Annotated in this window: 8 protein-coding genes; all 8 read left to right on the plus strand. The window is 33.6% G+C overall.

Annotation, left to right across the window (positions count from 1 at the left end):
- Positions 1-97: 97 nt before the first annotated feature.
- The gene (locus D1818_RS15075) at positions 98-946 is read left to right on the plus strand and encodes an SUMF1/EgtB/PvdO family nonheme iron enzyme (protein WP_118459817.1); all 849 of its coding nucleotides are present in this window, start codon (positions 98-100) and stop codon (positions 944-946) included.
- A gap of 386 nt (positions 947-1,332) precedes the next feature.
- Positions 1,333-2,949, plus strand: a complete 1,617-nt coding sequence (locus D1818_RS15080) for a sodium:solute symporter (RefSeq protein WP_118459818.1) — start codon at positions 1,333-1,335, stop codon at positions 2,947-2,949.
- Between the two features lie 108 nt (positions 2,950-3,057).
- Positions 3,058-7,227 (plus strand): hybrid sensor histidine kinase/response regulator transcription factor, encoded by a 4,170-nt coding sequence (locus tag D1818_RS15085; RefSeq protein WP_118459819.1) that lies wholly within the window; start codon positions 3,058-3,060, stop codon positions 7,225-7,227.
- Between the two features lie 566 nt (positions 7,228-7,793).
- Positions 7,794-10,454, plus strand: coding sequence for a glycoside hydrolase family 3 protein (locus tag D1818_RS15090; protein ID WP_118459820.1), 2,661 nt, complete (start codon positions 7,794-7,796; stop codon positions 10,452-10,454).
- Positions 10,455-10,586: 132 nt separating this feature from the next.
- Entirely contained in the window at positions 10,587-13,727 is a 3,141-nt protein-coding gene (locus D1818_RS15095) for a TonB-dependent receptor (RefSeq protein ID WP_118459821.1), read from the plus strand.
- A gap of 30 nt (positions 13,728-13,757) precedes the next feature.
- A complete protein-coding gene (locus tag D1818_RS15100; protein ID WP_158596948.1) occupies positions 13,758-15,308 on the plus strand; it encodes a RagB/SusD family nutrient uptake outer membrane protein in 1,551 nt (516 codons plus the stop codon).
- A 4-nt stretch (positions 15,309-15,312) separates the two neighbouring features.
- The gene (locus tag D1818_RS15105) at positions 15,313-16,509 is read left to right on the plus strand and encodes a hypothetical protein (protein WP_118459823.1); all 1,197 of its coding nucleotides are present in this window, start codon (positions 15,313-15,315) and stop codon (positions 16,507-16,509) included.
- Between the two features lie 133 nt (positions 16,510-16,642).
- Positions 16,643-18,025 carry an endo-1,4-beta-xylanase gene (locus D1818_RS15110; RefSeq protein ID WP_118459824.1) on the plus strand — a complete coding sequence of 461 codons (1,383 nt, stop codon included), beginning with the start codon at positions 16,643-16,645 and terminating at the stop codon, positions 18,023-18,025.
- The last annotated feature ends 60 nt before the right edge of the window (positions 18,026-18,085 follow it).

An 18,085-nucleotide genomic window follows, 5' to 3' on the forward strand; every position in this document is an offset into this window, starting at 1 on the left:
CATAAAAAACTAAAACTATAAGGCCGATTCATTGTTTCGGCCTTATAATTTTAGACCTTATTAGAGATAGACAGTTTATTATTTTTTTGACTTAGTAATGAAAAGAGTTTTGTTTTATTTTTTTGCTGGATTCCTAATGATGTTTTATTCCTGTGATCAGGAAGAAACGAAAAGAGTCATCAATGGTGATCTGGTTTTAGTCAAAGGGGGAACCTTTATAAATAGACAATCTAATTTATATGGAAAAAATGCCTATGTAAATGATTTTTATATAGCTAAAAGAGAAGTTACACAAAAGGAATGGATGGAGATAATGGGGAGTAATCCTTCCAAGTTTAAAGGAGATAGTTTACCTGTCGAAATGGTGAGTTGGTATGATTGTGTAGAGTTTTGTATCAAAAAAAGTATAATAGATGGATTAAGACCTTATTATAAAATTTATAAAGATTCTATAGATAAGTTTAATACCTCCGAGTTCGATAGTATTAAATGGTTAGTTAAGAAAAATCCAAAAGCAAATGGATATCGTTTGCCTACCGAAATCGAATGGGAATATGCAGCAGGTGGAGGTCAATTAAGTAAAAGCTATTCATATAGTGGAAGCAATAATATTGAGGAGATATCCTGGTACTGGAGAAATAGTGGAGATACTATTTTAAAAGGACAATGGAATTATCGTGTTTTAGAAAATAATAAGAGTAGAACACATCCTATATGTGCCAAAAAACCCAATGAACTTGGTTTATATGATTTAACAGGAAATGTTAGGGAATGGTGTGATGATTGGTATGAAGATGAGCGGATACCTCGTGGACATTTTCGTTCACAAAGAGGTGGTGGATGGATTGGCATTGAAATTTACTCCAAAAATGACAATAGAGATTATTTTGAAGCTAGCGGTGTAGGCCCAGATCAAGGTTTTCGGATTTGCAGAAACAAAAGTTGATTTGTTTATAGTCAGTTCTTAATAAGAAATACTTAATAATATAACAATTATTACTTCCTCATTTTTCATCAATAAAGGTGTATACGTACTAAAAATAGATGTTTTTTATAAATCTGAAAAAACACACTTCGTGATGCATCATAATTTATAGTATTCGCTTCAAATATCCCATCTCATCGGGAGGTCGCATAATATTTTTGGTTTTTACTTAAAATTTTAAGTAAAAAATAAACGATTTGTCAAACGATGTTTTTTAAAATTGCTAATCGTTCATAGGTTTGTAAATGTTTTTCTGCAATAGTCTAACTAAATAAGATAGTTGTTTAAAAGTTGGATTACTGTAATTATCAAACAATACAAACTATATAATTAACCAAAAAAGATTTATGGAATCAGTCTTAGAACAATTAGATTGGATGGTATTAAGTGTTTACTTTTTAGCACTTATAGGCGTAGCTGTCTGGGTAATATTACAAAGAAATAAGGATACGGCGGATTATTTTTTAGCAGGGCGTAATGTAGGTTGGTTTGTTATAGGAGCATCAATATTTGCTTCTAATATAGGATCAGAGCATGTGGTCGGTTTGGCAGGTACAGGAGCTGAATCAGGGATGCCAATGGCTCATTACGAACTACACGCTTGGATTGTTCTATTATTAGGTTGGTTGTTCTTACCATTTTATATGAGAAGCAAGGTGTTTACGATGCCTGAGTTTTTAGAAAAAAGATTTGACAGTAGATCACGTTGGTTTTTATCTATTTTTTCTTTAGTAGGATATGTAATTACCAAGGTATCAGTAACAATATATGCAGGAGGAATAGTAGTTTCAGAATTACTAGGTATACCTTTCTGGTATGGAGCTATTGGGATAGTTGTTTTTACAGGAGCATATACCATAGTTGGAGGTATGAAAGCTGTGATTTATACAGAAACCTTACAAACTGTAGTATTGATTGCTGGATCTTTAATTATTACATACCTAGGGTTACAAGAAGTAGGTGGTTGGGAAAATCTAAGAACTACCGTAGGTTCTGACCATTTTAATATGTGGCGACCTATGTCTGACCCAGATTTTCCTTGGACAGGCTTATTGTTTGGAGGAACTATTGTAGGTATTTGGTATTGGTGTACAGATCAATATATTGTTCAAAGAACGTTAGCTGCAAATAATATAAAAATAGGTAGACGTGGAGCCATTTTTGGAGCATATCTTAAGATATTACCAATTTTTATCTTTTTAATACCAGGTATTATAGCTTTTGCTTTAGCAAAACAAGGTGTTTTGACATATGATAAAGCGGATGAGGTATTCCCTGTTTTGGTAAAAACCCTTTTACCAACAGGATTAAAAGGCTTAGTTGCCGGAGGATTGATGGCGGCATTAATGAGTTCATTGGCGTCTGTATTTAATTCGTGCTCCACCATATTTACAATAGATATTTATAAAAAATTAAAACCGGCAACTCCAGAGAAAAAGTTATTAAATATCGGAAGAGTAGCTACATCATTAGTAGTTGTTCTAGGAATTATATGGATTCCTATTATGAACAAAATAGGTGGAGGTGTTTTGTATCAATACCTACAAAGTGTACAATCTTATATAGCACCACCTATTACAGCAGTATTTATACTAGGAATAATTTGGAAAAGGGTAAATTCTAAAGCTGCAATTGTTACATTGTTTTCGGGTCTTTTGATAGCTGCTTTAAGAATTACAGCAGAAATTTTAAAGGATGATTTATCAGGCTTTGCCTATGAGTTTGCAACTATCAATTTTGCACATATGGCAATATTCATGTTTGTGTTTTCCGTGATTGTTTGTGTAACAACTAGTCTGGTTACTACAGCGCCGGATTATGCAACGATTAAAGGTCTTGCGTTCGGAACATTGTCATCAGAGCAAAAAGAAGAAACTAAAAATAGTTATACCCCGATTGATATTGTTTTATCCGTATTATTGGTGATTGTAGTAGTATCTATATTAACATACTTCACTGGTTGATACCAAACACCCGTATAAATCGTGTTTCTTGAACTTGAGGGATATTAAAAATCAAAGAAATATGATAAAACATGCTATATTTATTCTTAAGCACTGGAATATCAATTTATGAATATTAAAAATACTATAGCATTTTTATTGTTTTTTTGCTATTGTCTGAATTTTATTTGGGCGCAAGAAAAATCGAATGATTTTGATTTTGTAAATATAGAAGATGGTATTTCTAGAATAGCCGTACCGGTAATTATACAGGATCAAGATGGTTTTATTTGGATCGGAACTAACGGAGCGGGCCTACACAGATACGATGGAATTGAGTATAAATCGTATAAACATACATTAAAGGATACTACTTCCTTAAGAAGTAGCTCCATTTACTGCTCATATATCGACAAAAAGAACAGACTTTGGGTTGGTACAGAAAATGGATTAGACCTTTATGATCGAGAATTGGATCAATTTAAGAGAATTGATATTTCTTATTCTCAACCAAAAGATCTTAATCAACCAGATTTGGCGGTTAATAGTATCATCGAGGATGAAACTGGTGATATTTTTATCGGCACATACGAAATAGGCTTACTTAAGTTAAATTCAGAAACCTACAATGTAGAAGCGGTCACCAATGTTGATGCTGATAACAAACAAAGTTCGATAGATATCCATGATCTTAAAGTAAATTCTGAAGGAATAATATATGCAGCAACCAATCGAGGGTTAAAAGTATATGACCCTAAAACGAATACATTGGATCTTGCGGTTTTTGGGACAGAAAAAGGGAGGCAATCAGTGCGTACACCAATTATATCGTTATTGATTGATAACAATAATAGTTTGTGGTTAGGTAGTATATCCAACGGAATATATAAAATTGATAAAAAAGATGACAACACTTTCAATATCAAAAACCTTCAATTTACTAATAAGAGAATCTTTTCAATGATTTCTAATGCAGATGGATCTATACTCTGTGGCACTGAAAATGATGGTTTGTTTCATATTAAACCGAATGGCGAGCTAATAAAAAATTACCTTTTTGATAAAAACAATAAAAATAGTATTCGATCAAATTCCATATGGTCTTTGTTTATGGATAATAATGAAAGGATATGGATAGGGTATTATAATAAAGGTATAGCAGTTTATGATAAGTTGTATGATAAGTTTAAAAACATAGAAAGTCTTGCTAGTAACCCTAATTCTTTAGAAGCAGGTTCTGTTACTGGAATTGTTCAAGATAAATCAGGTTTGTTGTGGATTAGTACCGACGGAGGAGGAATAGAGATTTATGATCCAAACAGTCAAAAATTTATCCATGTTAATAAAAAGAATAATAAGGATTTTTCAAATCTTACAGCGTATGATATTCAGACTATATTTATAGATAGTAAAGAAAATATTTGGGCTGGAAGCTGGAATGGAGGTGTTTTTTTACTAAAAAAAGGAACAAAAAGATTCGTTAATTATACAATAGAAAATACAAACGGAACATTAGCTTCTAATAGCATATTAAGTTTTGCAGAAGACGCTGAAGGCACTATTTGGATTGGAACTTTTTTTAAAGGAGTTGTATCGTATAATCCGTCAAAAGATGAGTTTACCCATCATACGTCCGAAGAGTTTTCTAAATATGGAATTCCCAACAGCGATGTCAGAAAGGTATTGGTAGATTCTGATAATAATTTATGGATAGGTGCAGCCAATGGATTGTATAAAGTAAGTAAAAATGAGGTTAATCAATTCTCTGTTATATTATTAAGAGAGAAAATGAACAGTAAATATCAGAACGAATCTGATACAAATCATATACTTTCCATCTATGAAGGAGCCGATGGATCTATCTGGATTGGTACAAGAGGTGCCGGTTTATGTAGGTATAATCCAGATACGTATAGCTTTGTTTGGTACAATGAACTTTATGAATTAGAAGACGAAAATGTCTCTGCAATTATTGAAGATGAATATCATAATATTTGGACCAGTGGTAATGCTGGAATTCATAAATTAGATCTGGAAAAAGAAACAATCAAAGATTATAAGGTTAACGATGGTTTGTTATCCAATGATTTTAATTTTAATGCTGCATTTCGAGATAAAAAGGGAAATATTTATTTCGGAAACTACGAAGGGATAGATTATTTTAATCCAAAAAACATACAAACAAATAATAGTTCAACAAGTTTATATCTTACGGATTTTAAAATATTTAACAAAAAGGTATATCCGAATCAGGAAGGGACACCTCTAAGTAAAGTAATTTCAGAGACTGATAGTATTTCTTTAAGTAATGAACAATCAGTTTTTACAATCGAATATACAGGTATTAATTATACGCGTCCAGAGAAAAATCAATATGCTTATTATTTAGAGGGATTAGAAGATTCATGGAATTATGTTGGCAATACAAGAAGTGCAACATATACTAATCTGGATCCGGGAAATTATACTTTTAAATTAAAAGTTGCGAATAATGATGGTAAATGGAATGAAACTCCATTGCATTTACAAATAAAGATTTTACCACCCTGGTGGAAAACAAACTGGGCATTATCGGCATATGTTTTATTGTTTTTGCTTGGTATATATCTTTTAAATAAAGTAACAAAAAATAGAATTAGAGAGAAGCAACAGATACGATATGAAAGAGAAAAAAGAATTAAAGAAGAAGAGCTTCATAATAAAAAACTACAATTTTTTACCAACATATCTCACGAGTTTCGAACTCCTTTAACGTTGATAATTAACCCGCTGGAAGACATACTCAAAAATGAAGAGCTAAACTTACCAAAAGAGGTGAATGAAAAACATTTAATAATCCATAAAAATACAGATCGACTTTATAGATTAATTAATGAATTGATGGATTATAGAAAGCTTGAGCTTAATAAATTGAGTATTAAAGCAAGGCAACTCGATATAATCACCTTTGTACGAGATGTGGTAAGTCATTTCGTTATGGAAGCGTCTCATAAAAAAATAGATCTGACCATAAGCCATGAAATTCCTGAACTAAAAGTATGGGTAGATATTGGTATGCTAGAGAAAATCATCTTCAATTTATTATCCAATGCATTTAAAGTTACTCCAGAAGGAGGACAGATCACCGTTTCAATAAAAAAGACTGGACAAACTCTTACAGAAAAAACAGGTGAAGGCATTTTATCTGAAGCATTCGAAATTAGTGTGTCTGATACTGGACCCGGCCTTAAAAAAGAACAACTTGATAAAATATTTGAGCGATTTTATCAAGTAGATAACCTAAACAAATGGTATTATGGCGGTACCGGAATTGGCTTAGAAGTTGTTAGAAGTTTTGTAGAGTTACATAAAGGAAGGGTAGAAGTTGATAGTGTGGTTAATGAAGGAACAACATTTTCGGTAATATTACCTTTAGGCAAAAAACATTTCAGCGAAAGCGAAATTGTGTTGAGTGATGAAGATTCGGATGTTCTGCTTAAAACTAAATTTATAGGTAATGTTCATAATCAAAGCTTAGAAAATCAAATAGAAGAGGAACAAAAAACCAACAGGATATTAATTGTTGAGGATAATACCGAGTTGAGAAACTATCTGAAAACAGAATTAGGCAATACTTACAAAGTCTTTGATGCCAAACATGGTAGCGAAGGTCTGGAAATAGCTAAAAAAGAAGTGCCGGATATCATTATTACTGATGTAATTATGCCAGAAATGGATGGCTTCGAATTCTGTTCTATGATTAAAAAAGATATAAAGACAAGTCATATTCCTATTTTAATGCTTACTGCAAAAACAATGGAAGATGATCGATTAAAAGGCATTGAGTCCGGAGCAGATGTGTATCTCAATAAGCCTTTTGATATGAGAGTGTTAAAATCATATTTAACTCAGATGCTTACAATAAGACAAATAGTTTTTAATAAGTACTTTAGTGATGTTAGTGATGCCGATATTAATCAGAACAATACATCATTGGATAAAGAGTTTATTCAAAAAGTATTGAATCATATCTATGAGAATTTAAGTGATCCGGATTTAAGTGTAGAGTCTTTGTCTTCAGAGCTTCATCTAAGCAGAAGTCAATTTTACAGGAAGATAAAAACGCTTACGGGACAGACGGCCAATCAATTTTTAAGAAATATAAGATTGCAAAAGGCGAAACAAATTTTAGAAAGCGGTTCTACGAATATTAGCGAAGTTTGCTATAAGGTAGGGTTTTCTTCTCCCTCCTATTTTACAAAGTGTTTTAAAACGCAGTTTGGAATATTACCTACAGAGGTAACTACAAATGAACCTTAATTTTATCCGTAAATGGAATCGACAAAATAGATATTCAAGGTAAAATTATTGACTTTTTGCACTGAATTCAGTTATCTAATTACGAGCGTATTAATAAAGTATACTTCTACCCTATCCTCATCCTTTTTTAAGTATAATTGAAAGGATGTTTATGGCTCAATGTATTTTTCATCAATCTTCGGTGGTTTAAGATATATTCAATTTTGTATTACATTTATTATAGAAGTATTAGTAAATAAGATAATAAAATATATTCTTCATAATTAGACCCCATACTAGTCAAATTTAGCTATAAATATTGTTGCCTCGACTGTCTAAAATGTTGTAAAACCCCCGTAAAAGGGGCGGATGCAACAAATGTTTTATCATATGCTCTATCTGTGGCATTGTTTTTTTAATCCTGTATATAAATTGTTAAAAAATTGTGAATTAGCCAAAGGACATGAATAAGAAGTACTCTAAAATTAAAATTTTGGGAGAGATATTTTTAATAGTATTGGTGCTCGGATTATTTGTTTTCATCCTTGATCTAATATCATAAAAAGAACCAGCTTTAACTAACAATAATGATAAGGAAAGAATCTAAAAAAACATTAAAAAAACTTTTCAGGGTTAACAGTTTAATTGTCGTTTCAATTATTCTTCAATTGAATATTGGATGTGTAACAAAAAAAGAAACAGAATACAAGTTTAAGAATCCCAAACTACCTATTAGTGAAAGAGTAAGTGATCTAATAGGTCATATGACTCTTTCTGAGAAGGTATCGCAGATGCGGTATGATGCACCGGCGATAGAACGCTTAGGAGTGCCTGAGTATAACTGGTGGAATGAATGCCTACATGGTGTTGCAAGAGCTGGAGAGGCTACTGTATTTCCGCAGGCAATAGGAATGGGTGCCACTTGGAATGCACCATTATTATTTGATGTAGGTACAGTAATTTCTGATGAAGCAAGAGCGAAGCATCATCGTTTTGTAAAGGAAAATAAAAGAGGGATATACCAAGGGCTTACTTTTTGGACTCCTAATATCAATATCTTCAGAGATCCAAGATGGGGAAGAGGTCAGGAAACTTATGGAGAAGACCCATATCTCACCGGAAGAATGGGAGTTAATTTTATAAAAGGATTACAGGGTGATGATCCAAAATACCTTAAAGTGGTTGCTACAGCTAAGCATTTTGCTGTACATAGTGGACCGGAAAAATCAAGACACGAAGACAATTATCATACATCAGATAGAGATCTAAGAGAAACATATCTACCTGCTTTTGAGGCCGCAATTAAAGAAGCAAATGTACAATCTGTAATGTGTGCTTATAATAGATATAGAGATGAAGCTTGTTGTGGGAGTAATTTATTATTAAATGATATACTTCGAAAAGAGTGGGGGTTTGATGGTTATGTGGTTTCGGATTGTTGGGCAATTAACGATTTCTGGGAACCAAATAAGCATGAATTAGTCGAGACCCCTGCTGAGGCTTCAGCTTTGGCAGTAAGTAGAGGTACGGATTTAAATTGTGGAGATGTATACGACCCTAACCTAGGAGATGCTGTTCTTAAAGGATTGGTTGATGAGGATAAAGTAGATCGAGCGTTATCAAGACTTATGGAAGCTCGATTTAAACTTGGTATGTTTGATCCGGAAGAGATCGTATCGTGGTCTAAAATACCGTATGATGTTGTATGTAGTGAGAAGCATTATAAGTTGTCTGAGAAAACAGCCAGAGAATCCATGGTGTTGTTAAAGAATGAGGGAAAACTACTTCCTTTAAATAAAGATATCAAATCTATTGCAGTAATCGGTCCTAATGCAAATGCTAAACAAGCGCTATTGGGAAATTATCATGGAACTCCTTTAAATAACATCACACCTCTAAAAGCGATCAAAGAAAAATTACCTAATACAAAAGTATATTATGCTAAAGGAAGCCATATCGCAAAAGGTTGGCCTTTATTACAACCAATACCGGCTTCTGCATTGCGAAATGGAGATACTATTGGATTAAAAGGAGAATATTTTGACAATAAAGAGTGGAAAGGTGAACCAAAAGTAACCCGAAATGATAGTATAATAGATTTTATATGGGTTTCTAAAACACCATTTGAGAATGCAGCTTCCGATAGTTTTTCTGTTAGATGGACAGGAAAAATTGTTCCAGAAGAAAGCGGCTCATATAGAATAGGATTAAGAGCTAGTAGTGCAGGTAAACTTTATGTAAATGATTCTTTAAGAGTAGATTTTGAAGATGATCACGAGCCAAAAATGAAGTATCTGGACATGAGATTAGAAGCCGGTAAATCATATGACATAAAGATAAAATATTACAATTATCATACAGATCCACAAGCTCAATTACTATGGTCTAAATTAGATAAAGATCTTTTAGTTCCTGCAATAGAAGCTGCTAAAAATTCAGAAGTTGTGGTGCTTTGTTTAGGATTATCTCCTGATATAGAAGGAGAAGAAATGCCAGTTGTTTTAGATGGTTTCGATAAAGGAGATAGATCAGAAATCTCTTTACCGCAATCTCAGGTTACTTTATTAAAAGAAATACAAGCTCTAGGCAAGCCAACAGTGTTAGTATTGATGAATGGAAGTGCACTTGCCATTAATTGGGCAGATGATAATGTTTCTGCTATTCTTGAAGCATGGTATCCAGGAGAATTTGGAGGAAGAGCTATTGCCGACGTCCTTTTTGGAGATTATAATCCAGCAGGTAGATTACCTGTTACCTTTTACAAATCTGTTGAAGATCTTCCTGATTTTAAATCGTATGATATGACGAATCGAACGTATAAATATTTTAAGGGAGAGCCTCTATATGAGTTTGGACACGGATTGTCATATACTACTTTTTCATATTCAAAATTAGAAGCGCCAGATGCTATAAAAACAGATGAAAATATTCCTGTATCAGTGCAAGTTACTAACACTGGAGATAGTAAAGGAGATGAGGTTGTTCAGTTATATCTATCCCAAGATAAAAAAGAATATGCCGATGGGCCTAAACACTCTTTAATCGGGTTTAAAAGAATCAACTTAGAAGTCGGAGAAACAAAAAAAGTAAGCTTTACAGTTACTCCAGAACAATATGCTGTCATTAATTCTGCAGGAGATAAGGAGAAGATATCAGGAGCAGTTCAAATTTATATGGGTGGAAAACAACCCAATCAAAATGATACTACAACAGCAAAGAATTTAACCAAAAAAATCACACTTAACTAAAAATGGAACTAAAAAATGAAGCTTTAATTAATTGGTATCTAAATAGTTGTAAGGGACAAGGAATACTAATTAAAGGAAAACAAAAGTAGCTGTCAAGCACTTTTTAACTAAACTACATAAAAATAATGTCATATGATAAAACTTAAACTAGCAATTATTGCATTTATTTTAATTGGAACACAGCATGTTTTTTCGCAAGAAGATAGTGTAAGTGGAACAGTTACGGATCAATCTAATATGCCCTTGCCAGGAGTAACAGTCTTGGTAAAAGGTACTACCAATGGTGCCTTAACTGACTTTGACGGTAACTATGAATTACAGGGACTATCGAAAGGAAATATTTTAGTATTTTCTTATGTTGGAATGCAAACTATAGAAAAAATTGTTATCGAATCCGGACAGATTAATGTCGTTATGATTCCTGAAGCAACGGATTTAGAACAAGTTGTAGTTATTGGATACGGACAGAGTAGAAAAAAAGATCTTACATCGGCTATATCAACAATTAGTGCAGATGTTTTAGAAAAACAAGTCGTTACTAATATCGATCAAGGAATTCAAGGTTTAGTATCTGGTGTTACTGTAACACGAAGCTCCGGGCGACCAGGAGGGGCCGTATCTGTAAGAATACGTGGTACTACATCGGTAACGGGATCTAATGAACCTTTATACATTATAGATGGAGTAAACGTTCAGAATTCAGAAAGTGATTCTTTTAATTTTTCACGTTTCGGAGGAACTGGTGGGCAAACCGCAATAAGTCCTCTTTCTGCATTGAATCCAAATGATATCGAATCGATAACAGTTTTAAAAGACGCTTCTGCTGCAGCGATATATGGAGCACAATCCTCTAATGGTGTGGTTCTCATTACTACAAAAAGAGGTAAAGCAGGTAAAGCTAAGATAAATTATGAGACATATGGAGGGATTCAATCTGCACCAAAATTATTGGATATGATGAATCTTAGAGAATTTGCAGCGTATTCAAATGAGGTTAGACAAAGTCCATCAACTAATTTACCTCCTGCTCCACAGTTTGAAAATCCAGGTATTTTAGGAGAAGGAACGGATTGGCAAAAAGCAATTTTCAGAGCTGCTCCGATAATCAATCATCAATTATCAATTTCGGGAGGAAAAGAAAAAACAAAATTCTACGCCTCAGCAAATTATTTTGATCAAGATGGTATTATAATTAATTCTGGTTTAAGAAGGTTTGGTTTACGATTAAATCTAGATTATCAATATAACGATAGAATTAAATTTGGACACAATATTAATTTAAGTAGCTCATTAGAACAAATAGGATTAAACGATTCTCGTAATGGAACTATTACATCAGCTTTAAGACAAACACCTGATGTACCCGTTAGAAATCCAGATGGTACGTTTGGTTCTCCAGAAAATGGTTTAGGTAATACAGGAGCACTTAACCCAGTAGCTGCTTCAGAAATAAGAAATAGCACGCTGGAACGTTTCAAAGTGAATGGAAATATTTATTTAGATTTAAAATTAGCAAATAATCTTAAGTTTAGATCTGATTTAGGATATGATTACAATACTGCCAAAACAGAAAGCTTTTTCCCAACTTTTGATTTTGGATCACTTTCTAATGGTTTGAATTCGGCTTTTAAAAGCGCGAATGAAGGATTGTATTATCTATTTAAAAACTATTTGACCTATACTCCTCAGATAGGAAATCATGGGTTGGATATTTTATTAGGAACAGAAGCTCAAAAAGTTCAATTTCAAGGATTATCCGGACAACGATCTGATTTTCCCAGTAATGATATTCCTGGTTTAAATACAGGTGATGCAGAAACATCACTATCAGAATCGTTTGAAGGAGCAAATTCAATACTTTCTTATTTCGGTAGGATCAATTATAATTACGATTCAAAATATTTGCTTTCTGCTTCTTTACGATATGACGGTTCTTCAAAGTTTGGAAGGAGAGATACTCGATGGGGTCTGTTCCCATCAGTATCCGGAGCTTGGGTAGTTAGTGATGAACCGTTTATGGAAAGTATATCAAATGTTTGGAGCTATTTTAAAATTCGAGCAGGATATGGTACTAGTGGAAACCAAGGGATTGGTGATAATTTATTCTTGAGTTTCCTTAGAAACCAAAATACTGCTTTTGGGAGTGGGTTTAGCTTAGCCAATTTTAATAGCCCTGATATAGTTTGGGAATCTTTGATTTCACCAAACCTTGGAGTAGAACTTGGATTTATTGACAATGCCATAAGGTTAGATGTGGATGTGTATAGAAAAACATCCAAAGATTTTCTGGCTACCAGACCTGTCCCAGGATTTTTAGGAAGTTTAAACACCTTATCTTTTATAGGGATCAATGCACCCGTAGAAAATTTTGGTGAAATGATCAATGACGGTATTGATGTGACGTTAAACACTAAAAATGTTACTAATGAGAAGTTTAGTTGGGATACTAATATTGTATTCAGTTTATATCGCAATGAAATTACTGAGTTGTCTAGTGATAATGATGCTCTTATAGGAACTTTAAGAGATGAAGAAATTGTTGCTGATTTAACAAGATCAGTAGTAGGCCAGCCAATAGGTATGTTCTATGGATTCGTAACCGATGATTTATTTAGAACCCAAGAGGAATTGGATAATGGTATAATCCCGGCAGAGAGTACTCGTAATGAAGCTACTGGTACTTGGATTGGTGATGTGCGTTTTAAAGACCTTAATGGAGATGGAACCATAGATGATAATGATAGAACTTTTATTGGGAATCCTCATCCGGATTTTACTTATAGTATAACTAACAATTTCCGATATGGAATGTTTGATTTATCTGTCTTCCTTCAAGGATCTTACGGTAATGACATTTACAATTATACTAGAACGTATATTGAAGGTGTAAATCGTTTTAATGCAAATCAAGCAGCAACAGTGATCGATCGATTCAGTGCTTCTAATACTGATGGAAGTTTACCAAGATATTCTGATGGAGATAAGAATGGAAATAATAGAGTGTCTGATAGATTCATAGAAGATGGTTCTTATCTAAGAATTCAAAGTGTTACTTTCGGATGTACCTTACCTAAAGATACATTTGGAAAAACCAAAATTTTTGATCAAATTAGAGTATATACCACTATTCAAAATTTATACACCTTTACGGATTATTCAGGTTATGATCCAGAGGTAGGATCATTAAATCAAAGTGCTCTTTTTAAAGGGATAGACTTTGGTAGATATCCCGTTCCAAGAACAATGACCCTTGGACTAAATGTACAGTTTTAAAAAAATGAAAAAGAAAATAATATGTTCGGTATGAAAAGTAGTAAGAAATTTTTTAAGTATTTTATTGTATTGACCTTTCTAACCTCTTGTGGGGATGATTTTTTAGTAAATGATGTCGTAGATTCTATAACAGAAGATAATTTTTACCAAACTGACGATCAATTATTATCAGGAGCAAATTCCTTATATGGGCAATCCTTTTTTACAACGAATGATAAGTTTATGTATTCTTTGGATATGTTGGCAGGTAATTCGATTGGTTTTGAAGGAGATGCTCCTTGGAGATTATTCTCCATAGGAGTTAATAATGGTACGCTCCTAGAAGGATGGGAAGGCTTTTATAAAGGAATTGCAGATGCCAATCAGCTATTAAAAGTAGTAGCAGGAGATTTGAGCCCTGAGATTTCTGAAGAAGTTAAAAATCAGGTAGAAGGTGAAGCACGATTTATCCGCGCTTTTTCTTATTTCTATTTGGTACGATTATGGGGAGAAGTTCCAGTTATTGATGAAATAACTTCGGATACTTCTACTTTATATCCTCTCAATACGATTTCTAGTATTTATGCTTTTATAGAAAATGATTTACAAAAGGCTGCAGAGCTATTGCCAGTAGGGACTTCTGGTAGTATGAGAATTGGTAAAACAGCGGCTTGGTCGTATCTGGCAGAGATGTATTTAACTCGTAAAGATTATGCGAAATCCAGAGAGTATGCAGAATTGGTTATCAATAGCGGATTACACAGTTTACAGCCTAATTATCAAGATCAATTTATAGATCCATCAGCTAGTGTAAATAGTGAAGGTATTTACAGATGGGTTTGGACTTCCATTAATGGATTATGGGGTATACAGAATACTAACCAAGCCTATCTTATTGCGAGTGATGATGTCATTGGTAATGACGGTTCTTTCGGATCCGTGGCACCAAGTATTGATCTGTATCTTGCCTTTGATAAGATAACAGAACCGGATGAAGAAGATTTACGAAGAAAATGGATTATTTGCGAACCAGGAAGAACGTACACTGAATTACTAACTACTGAGGGAGGGTGGACATTTCCTGAAAATGGTGATGAATCTTCGACAAAGTTACGATATAGAAAATATGTGGTAGGATCCTTAAATGAGCATCCAAATGTGTTTTTTATGAGAACAGAAATGAGTACACAACTAATGCGATACGCAGATGTACTAATGATCTATGCAGAAGCTATTATGGGTGATGCAGATTCTACAGGAGATGTTCAGGCACTGGATGCATTTAATCAAATTAGAAGAAGAGCAGGACTCTCAGAAAAAACAATGTTAACTAGAGAAGCGCTGATGGATGAAAGAAGAATTGAATTTGCTTTTGAAGCAGGTAAGTATTGGCTTGATTTGATAAGAATGGACAGAAGCGTGGCAACGTCTATTATAAGAAGTCAAGATAGAGGAACAGTAAATACTTTGGTTCCGTTGGATGTTTCATCATTTTTTGTAGATAGTGCAGGTGATGGTGACTTTACATTACCAATTCCATCAGCAGAGTTATCGTTTATAGATACGACAAGTCCAGCAGTAGATTATGTAATTAATAATTAAGAAAATGAAAAACAAATTAATAAATACGAATAAGGGATTACTTGCCTTATCTTCTATAATGATCTTGTTCTTAGGACTGTTTTCTTGTGAAGACAACGAAAATGATGGAGGAGAATTTGGTACTCCAGAAATTGCAACTATCCTATCTCTTGGAGATGAACCTACAATCAATTCGGGTTTTCCGGATGAATTGGTTAGGGTAGAAGGATCTGGTCTAAGTGATATGAAAGAAATCGTTTTTGATGGAACGGTAAATACTTTTTTCAACTCGGCATTGAATTCTAATGTAGCACTATTCTTTAACGTTCCATTTGATGTAGACCAAGGAAGTCGTTTTGGAACTCAAACAGTAAAGTTTACTAATCTTTATGGTGAAACGGTATCTTCTCAGTTTGAGATAAAACAACCTGAACCTACATTGACTGTTCAGGATACTTTTTCTCCACCAAAAGGAGAGGCTGGTGTAGAAATTAGAGTGTTTGGTAACTGGTTTTTTAACGTGCAGGATGTACTAATTGATGGAGAATCCGTAGGGGATTTTATCGTGGTTTCTCCTCAGGAACTTATTTTTACTTTTCCTGAAGGTAGAACCGAAACAACAGAATTTACCGTAGTTACTTCTGCAGGAATGGTTTCTAAAGACCTACCAATTGTAGGAGGTGTTGTGGAGGTTTTAATAACTGATTTTGAAGGTAATGGGATACCAAATATTAATAACGATTATAATGCTGATTGGTTCAGTTATGGAGACAATATGTTTAGAATTGCCAATGGGATAGGTGCAGATGGAAGTACTGGAGCAGAAATTATTTGGGATGATACGGGCACAGATGGTTTTACAGGAAGTTCTCATCAAAGTATTGCTTCTGTAACAACAGCTACGGATGCAGAAAATGCCTTCCTAATCATAGATATTAATGGAGATGGTTTTCCAGGAACGGTAATGGAATTTGTTTTGGAAGATGACAGAAGTAATTGGTTAATCAAAGCTCCATTAGAAGGAACCGGATGGCAAACCTTAAGGCTAAAAATGGCAGATTTCGGATTCGGATTTGATCCAGGTAATCAAGGGAATGGAGATGTAAATCCATCGACCATCGTAGCTGTTAAGATGCAAATCAGCCATGAAGGAGGCGCTGGAGTAGTGCCTTCAGGATACAAATATGATAATGTCAAGTTCGAGATTTTAGAACTAGAGTAACGAATATAAAAACAAAAAAAGTCCCCATTTTCTTTTCTTTTAAAAAAAGAGAAGCCATGTCAAGGAGGAACTAATTCAAGTTAAGATTTGAGGAGATCCTCCTTGTTATATTAAAATTAAAAAAAATAGTAAGATGAAATTAGGAAAAATAAGTAATTCGGCATTTTATGTCATGGTATGTCTTACCATACTGTCATTTATGTCATGCTCAAGTGATGATGACAATAACAGTTTGTCGGGAGCAGTAGCTCCAGTAGCTCAAGAAGCAAGTGATATTGCTTTAACAAGTTTTAGGGCGAATTGGAATAATGTATTTAGAGCGAGTGAATATGCGTTAGATGTTTCTACTAATAGTGGTTTTAGTTCTTTTGTAGAAGGTTTTGATAATCTGTCTATAAATCAACTGTCTCAATCGGTTACTGGATTAAACTCTAATACTACATATTATTATAGAGTGAGAGCGGTTGTCGGTGGTGTTATCTCAGGAAATTCAAATACGATTTCAGTAGAGACAAATACAGAATTCCCTGATGATGTTACGCTAAAAAGTGCCACAGAAAATAACTTTTTTGTTGGTGTAGCTGTTTCTGAAGCTAGAACTAATATATCCTCTTATGATGAAATATATACAAGAGAGTTTAGTAGCATTACTGCAGAAAATGATATGAAAATGGCTTCTATATTTACAGGTATTGATAATACAGGTGCAATTATATATGATTGGAGTAAAGTAGATGCATTAGTTGATTATGCAGAAACAAATAATCTAAATGTACATGGGCATACACTGATCTGGCATAGAAGTTTACCACAAGCATTAGAGAATTTTAGCGGTACAGATCAAGAGTTTGAAGACTTAATAGAACAATATATAACAGCTGTATTGACTAGATATCAAGGCAGAATTAATTCTTGGGATGTCGTTAATGAAGCCATTGATGATGATCCAAATATTCAATGGAGAGATACCGTTTTCTTACAGAGAATGGGTGAAGATTATGTCGAAAAATGTTTTGCTTTTGCCAGAGCCGCTGATCCTAATGTGAAGTTGTTTTATAATGATTATAACATGACCTTTGATGGTACAAAAAGAGGAAAAGTACTGGTAATGGTAGATGACCTGTTAGTAAATGATCTTATTGATGGTGTTGGTTATCAGATGCATATAGATTATAATTTCCCTAGTAGAGAGCAGATACAAGAAGCTACAGATGAAATAGTAGCAAAGGATGTATTAGTGCATTTTGCAGAACTAGATGTAAAGGTTAATGCTGCAAATGATTTAACCGAACTTACTGAAGAAAGATCTCAGGCACAAAGACAAAGAGTACGAGAAGTAGTTGAGATTTTTAATGCAATTCCGCAGAACAAAAAATACGCAATAACAGTTTGGGGATTAAAAGATGATGATACTTGGTTAATTCCCGAAAATAATGGTAGACCAGAGTGGCCTCTATTGTTTGATGCTTCTTTTAATAAAAAAGACGCATATCAAGGATTTTTAGAAGGATTATAATAAACTTATTCCCATAAACAATCGTCGTAATAATCCCTGTAAAAGTTATTTTTACAGGGA

This window comes from Aquimarina sp. BL5 (assembly GCF_003443675.1).
In the GTDB taxonomy this organism is placed as follows: Bacteria; Bacteroidota; Bacteroidia; order Flavobacteriales; family Flavobacteriaceae; genus Aquimarina.

Excerpts from the sequence above, each read along its gene's own strand:
- D1818_RS15075 (WP_118459817.1), top strand. The coding sequence starts at position 98 with ATGAAAAGAGTTTTGTTTTATTTTTTTGCTGGATTCCTAATGATGTTT.
- D1818_RS15080 (WP_118459818.1), top strand. The coding sequence starts at position 1,333 with ATGGAATCAGTCTTAGAACAATTAGATTGGATGGTATTAAGTGTTTAC.
- D1818_RS15085 (WP_118459819.1), top strand. The coding sequence starts at position 3,058 with ATGAATATTAAAAATACTATAGCATTTTTATTGTTTTTTTGCTATTGT.
- D1818_RS15090 (WP_118459820.1), top strand. The coding sequence starts at position 7,794 with ATGATAAGGAAAGAATCTAAAAAAACATTAAAAAAACTTTTCAGGGTT.
- D1818_RS15095 (WP_118459821.1), top strand. The coding sequence starts at position 10,587 with ATGATAAAACTTAAACTAGCAATTATTGCATTTATTTTAATTGGAACA.
- D1818_RS15100 (WP_158596948.1), top strand. The coding sequence starts at position 13,758 with ATGAAAAGTAGTAAGAAATTTTTTAAGTATTTTATTGTATTGACCTTT.
- D1818_RS15105 (WP_118459823.1), top strand. The coding sequence starts at position 15,313 with ATGAAAAACAAATTAATAAATACGAATAAGGGATTACTTGCCTTATCT.
- D1818_RS15110 (WP_118459824.1), top strand. The coding sequence starts at position 16,643 with ATGAAATTAGGAAAAATAAGTAATTCGGCATTTTATGTCATGGTATGT.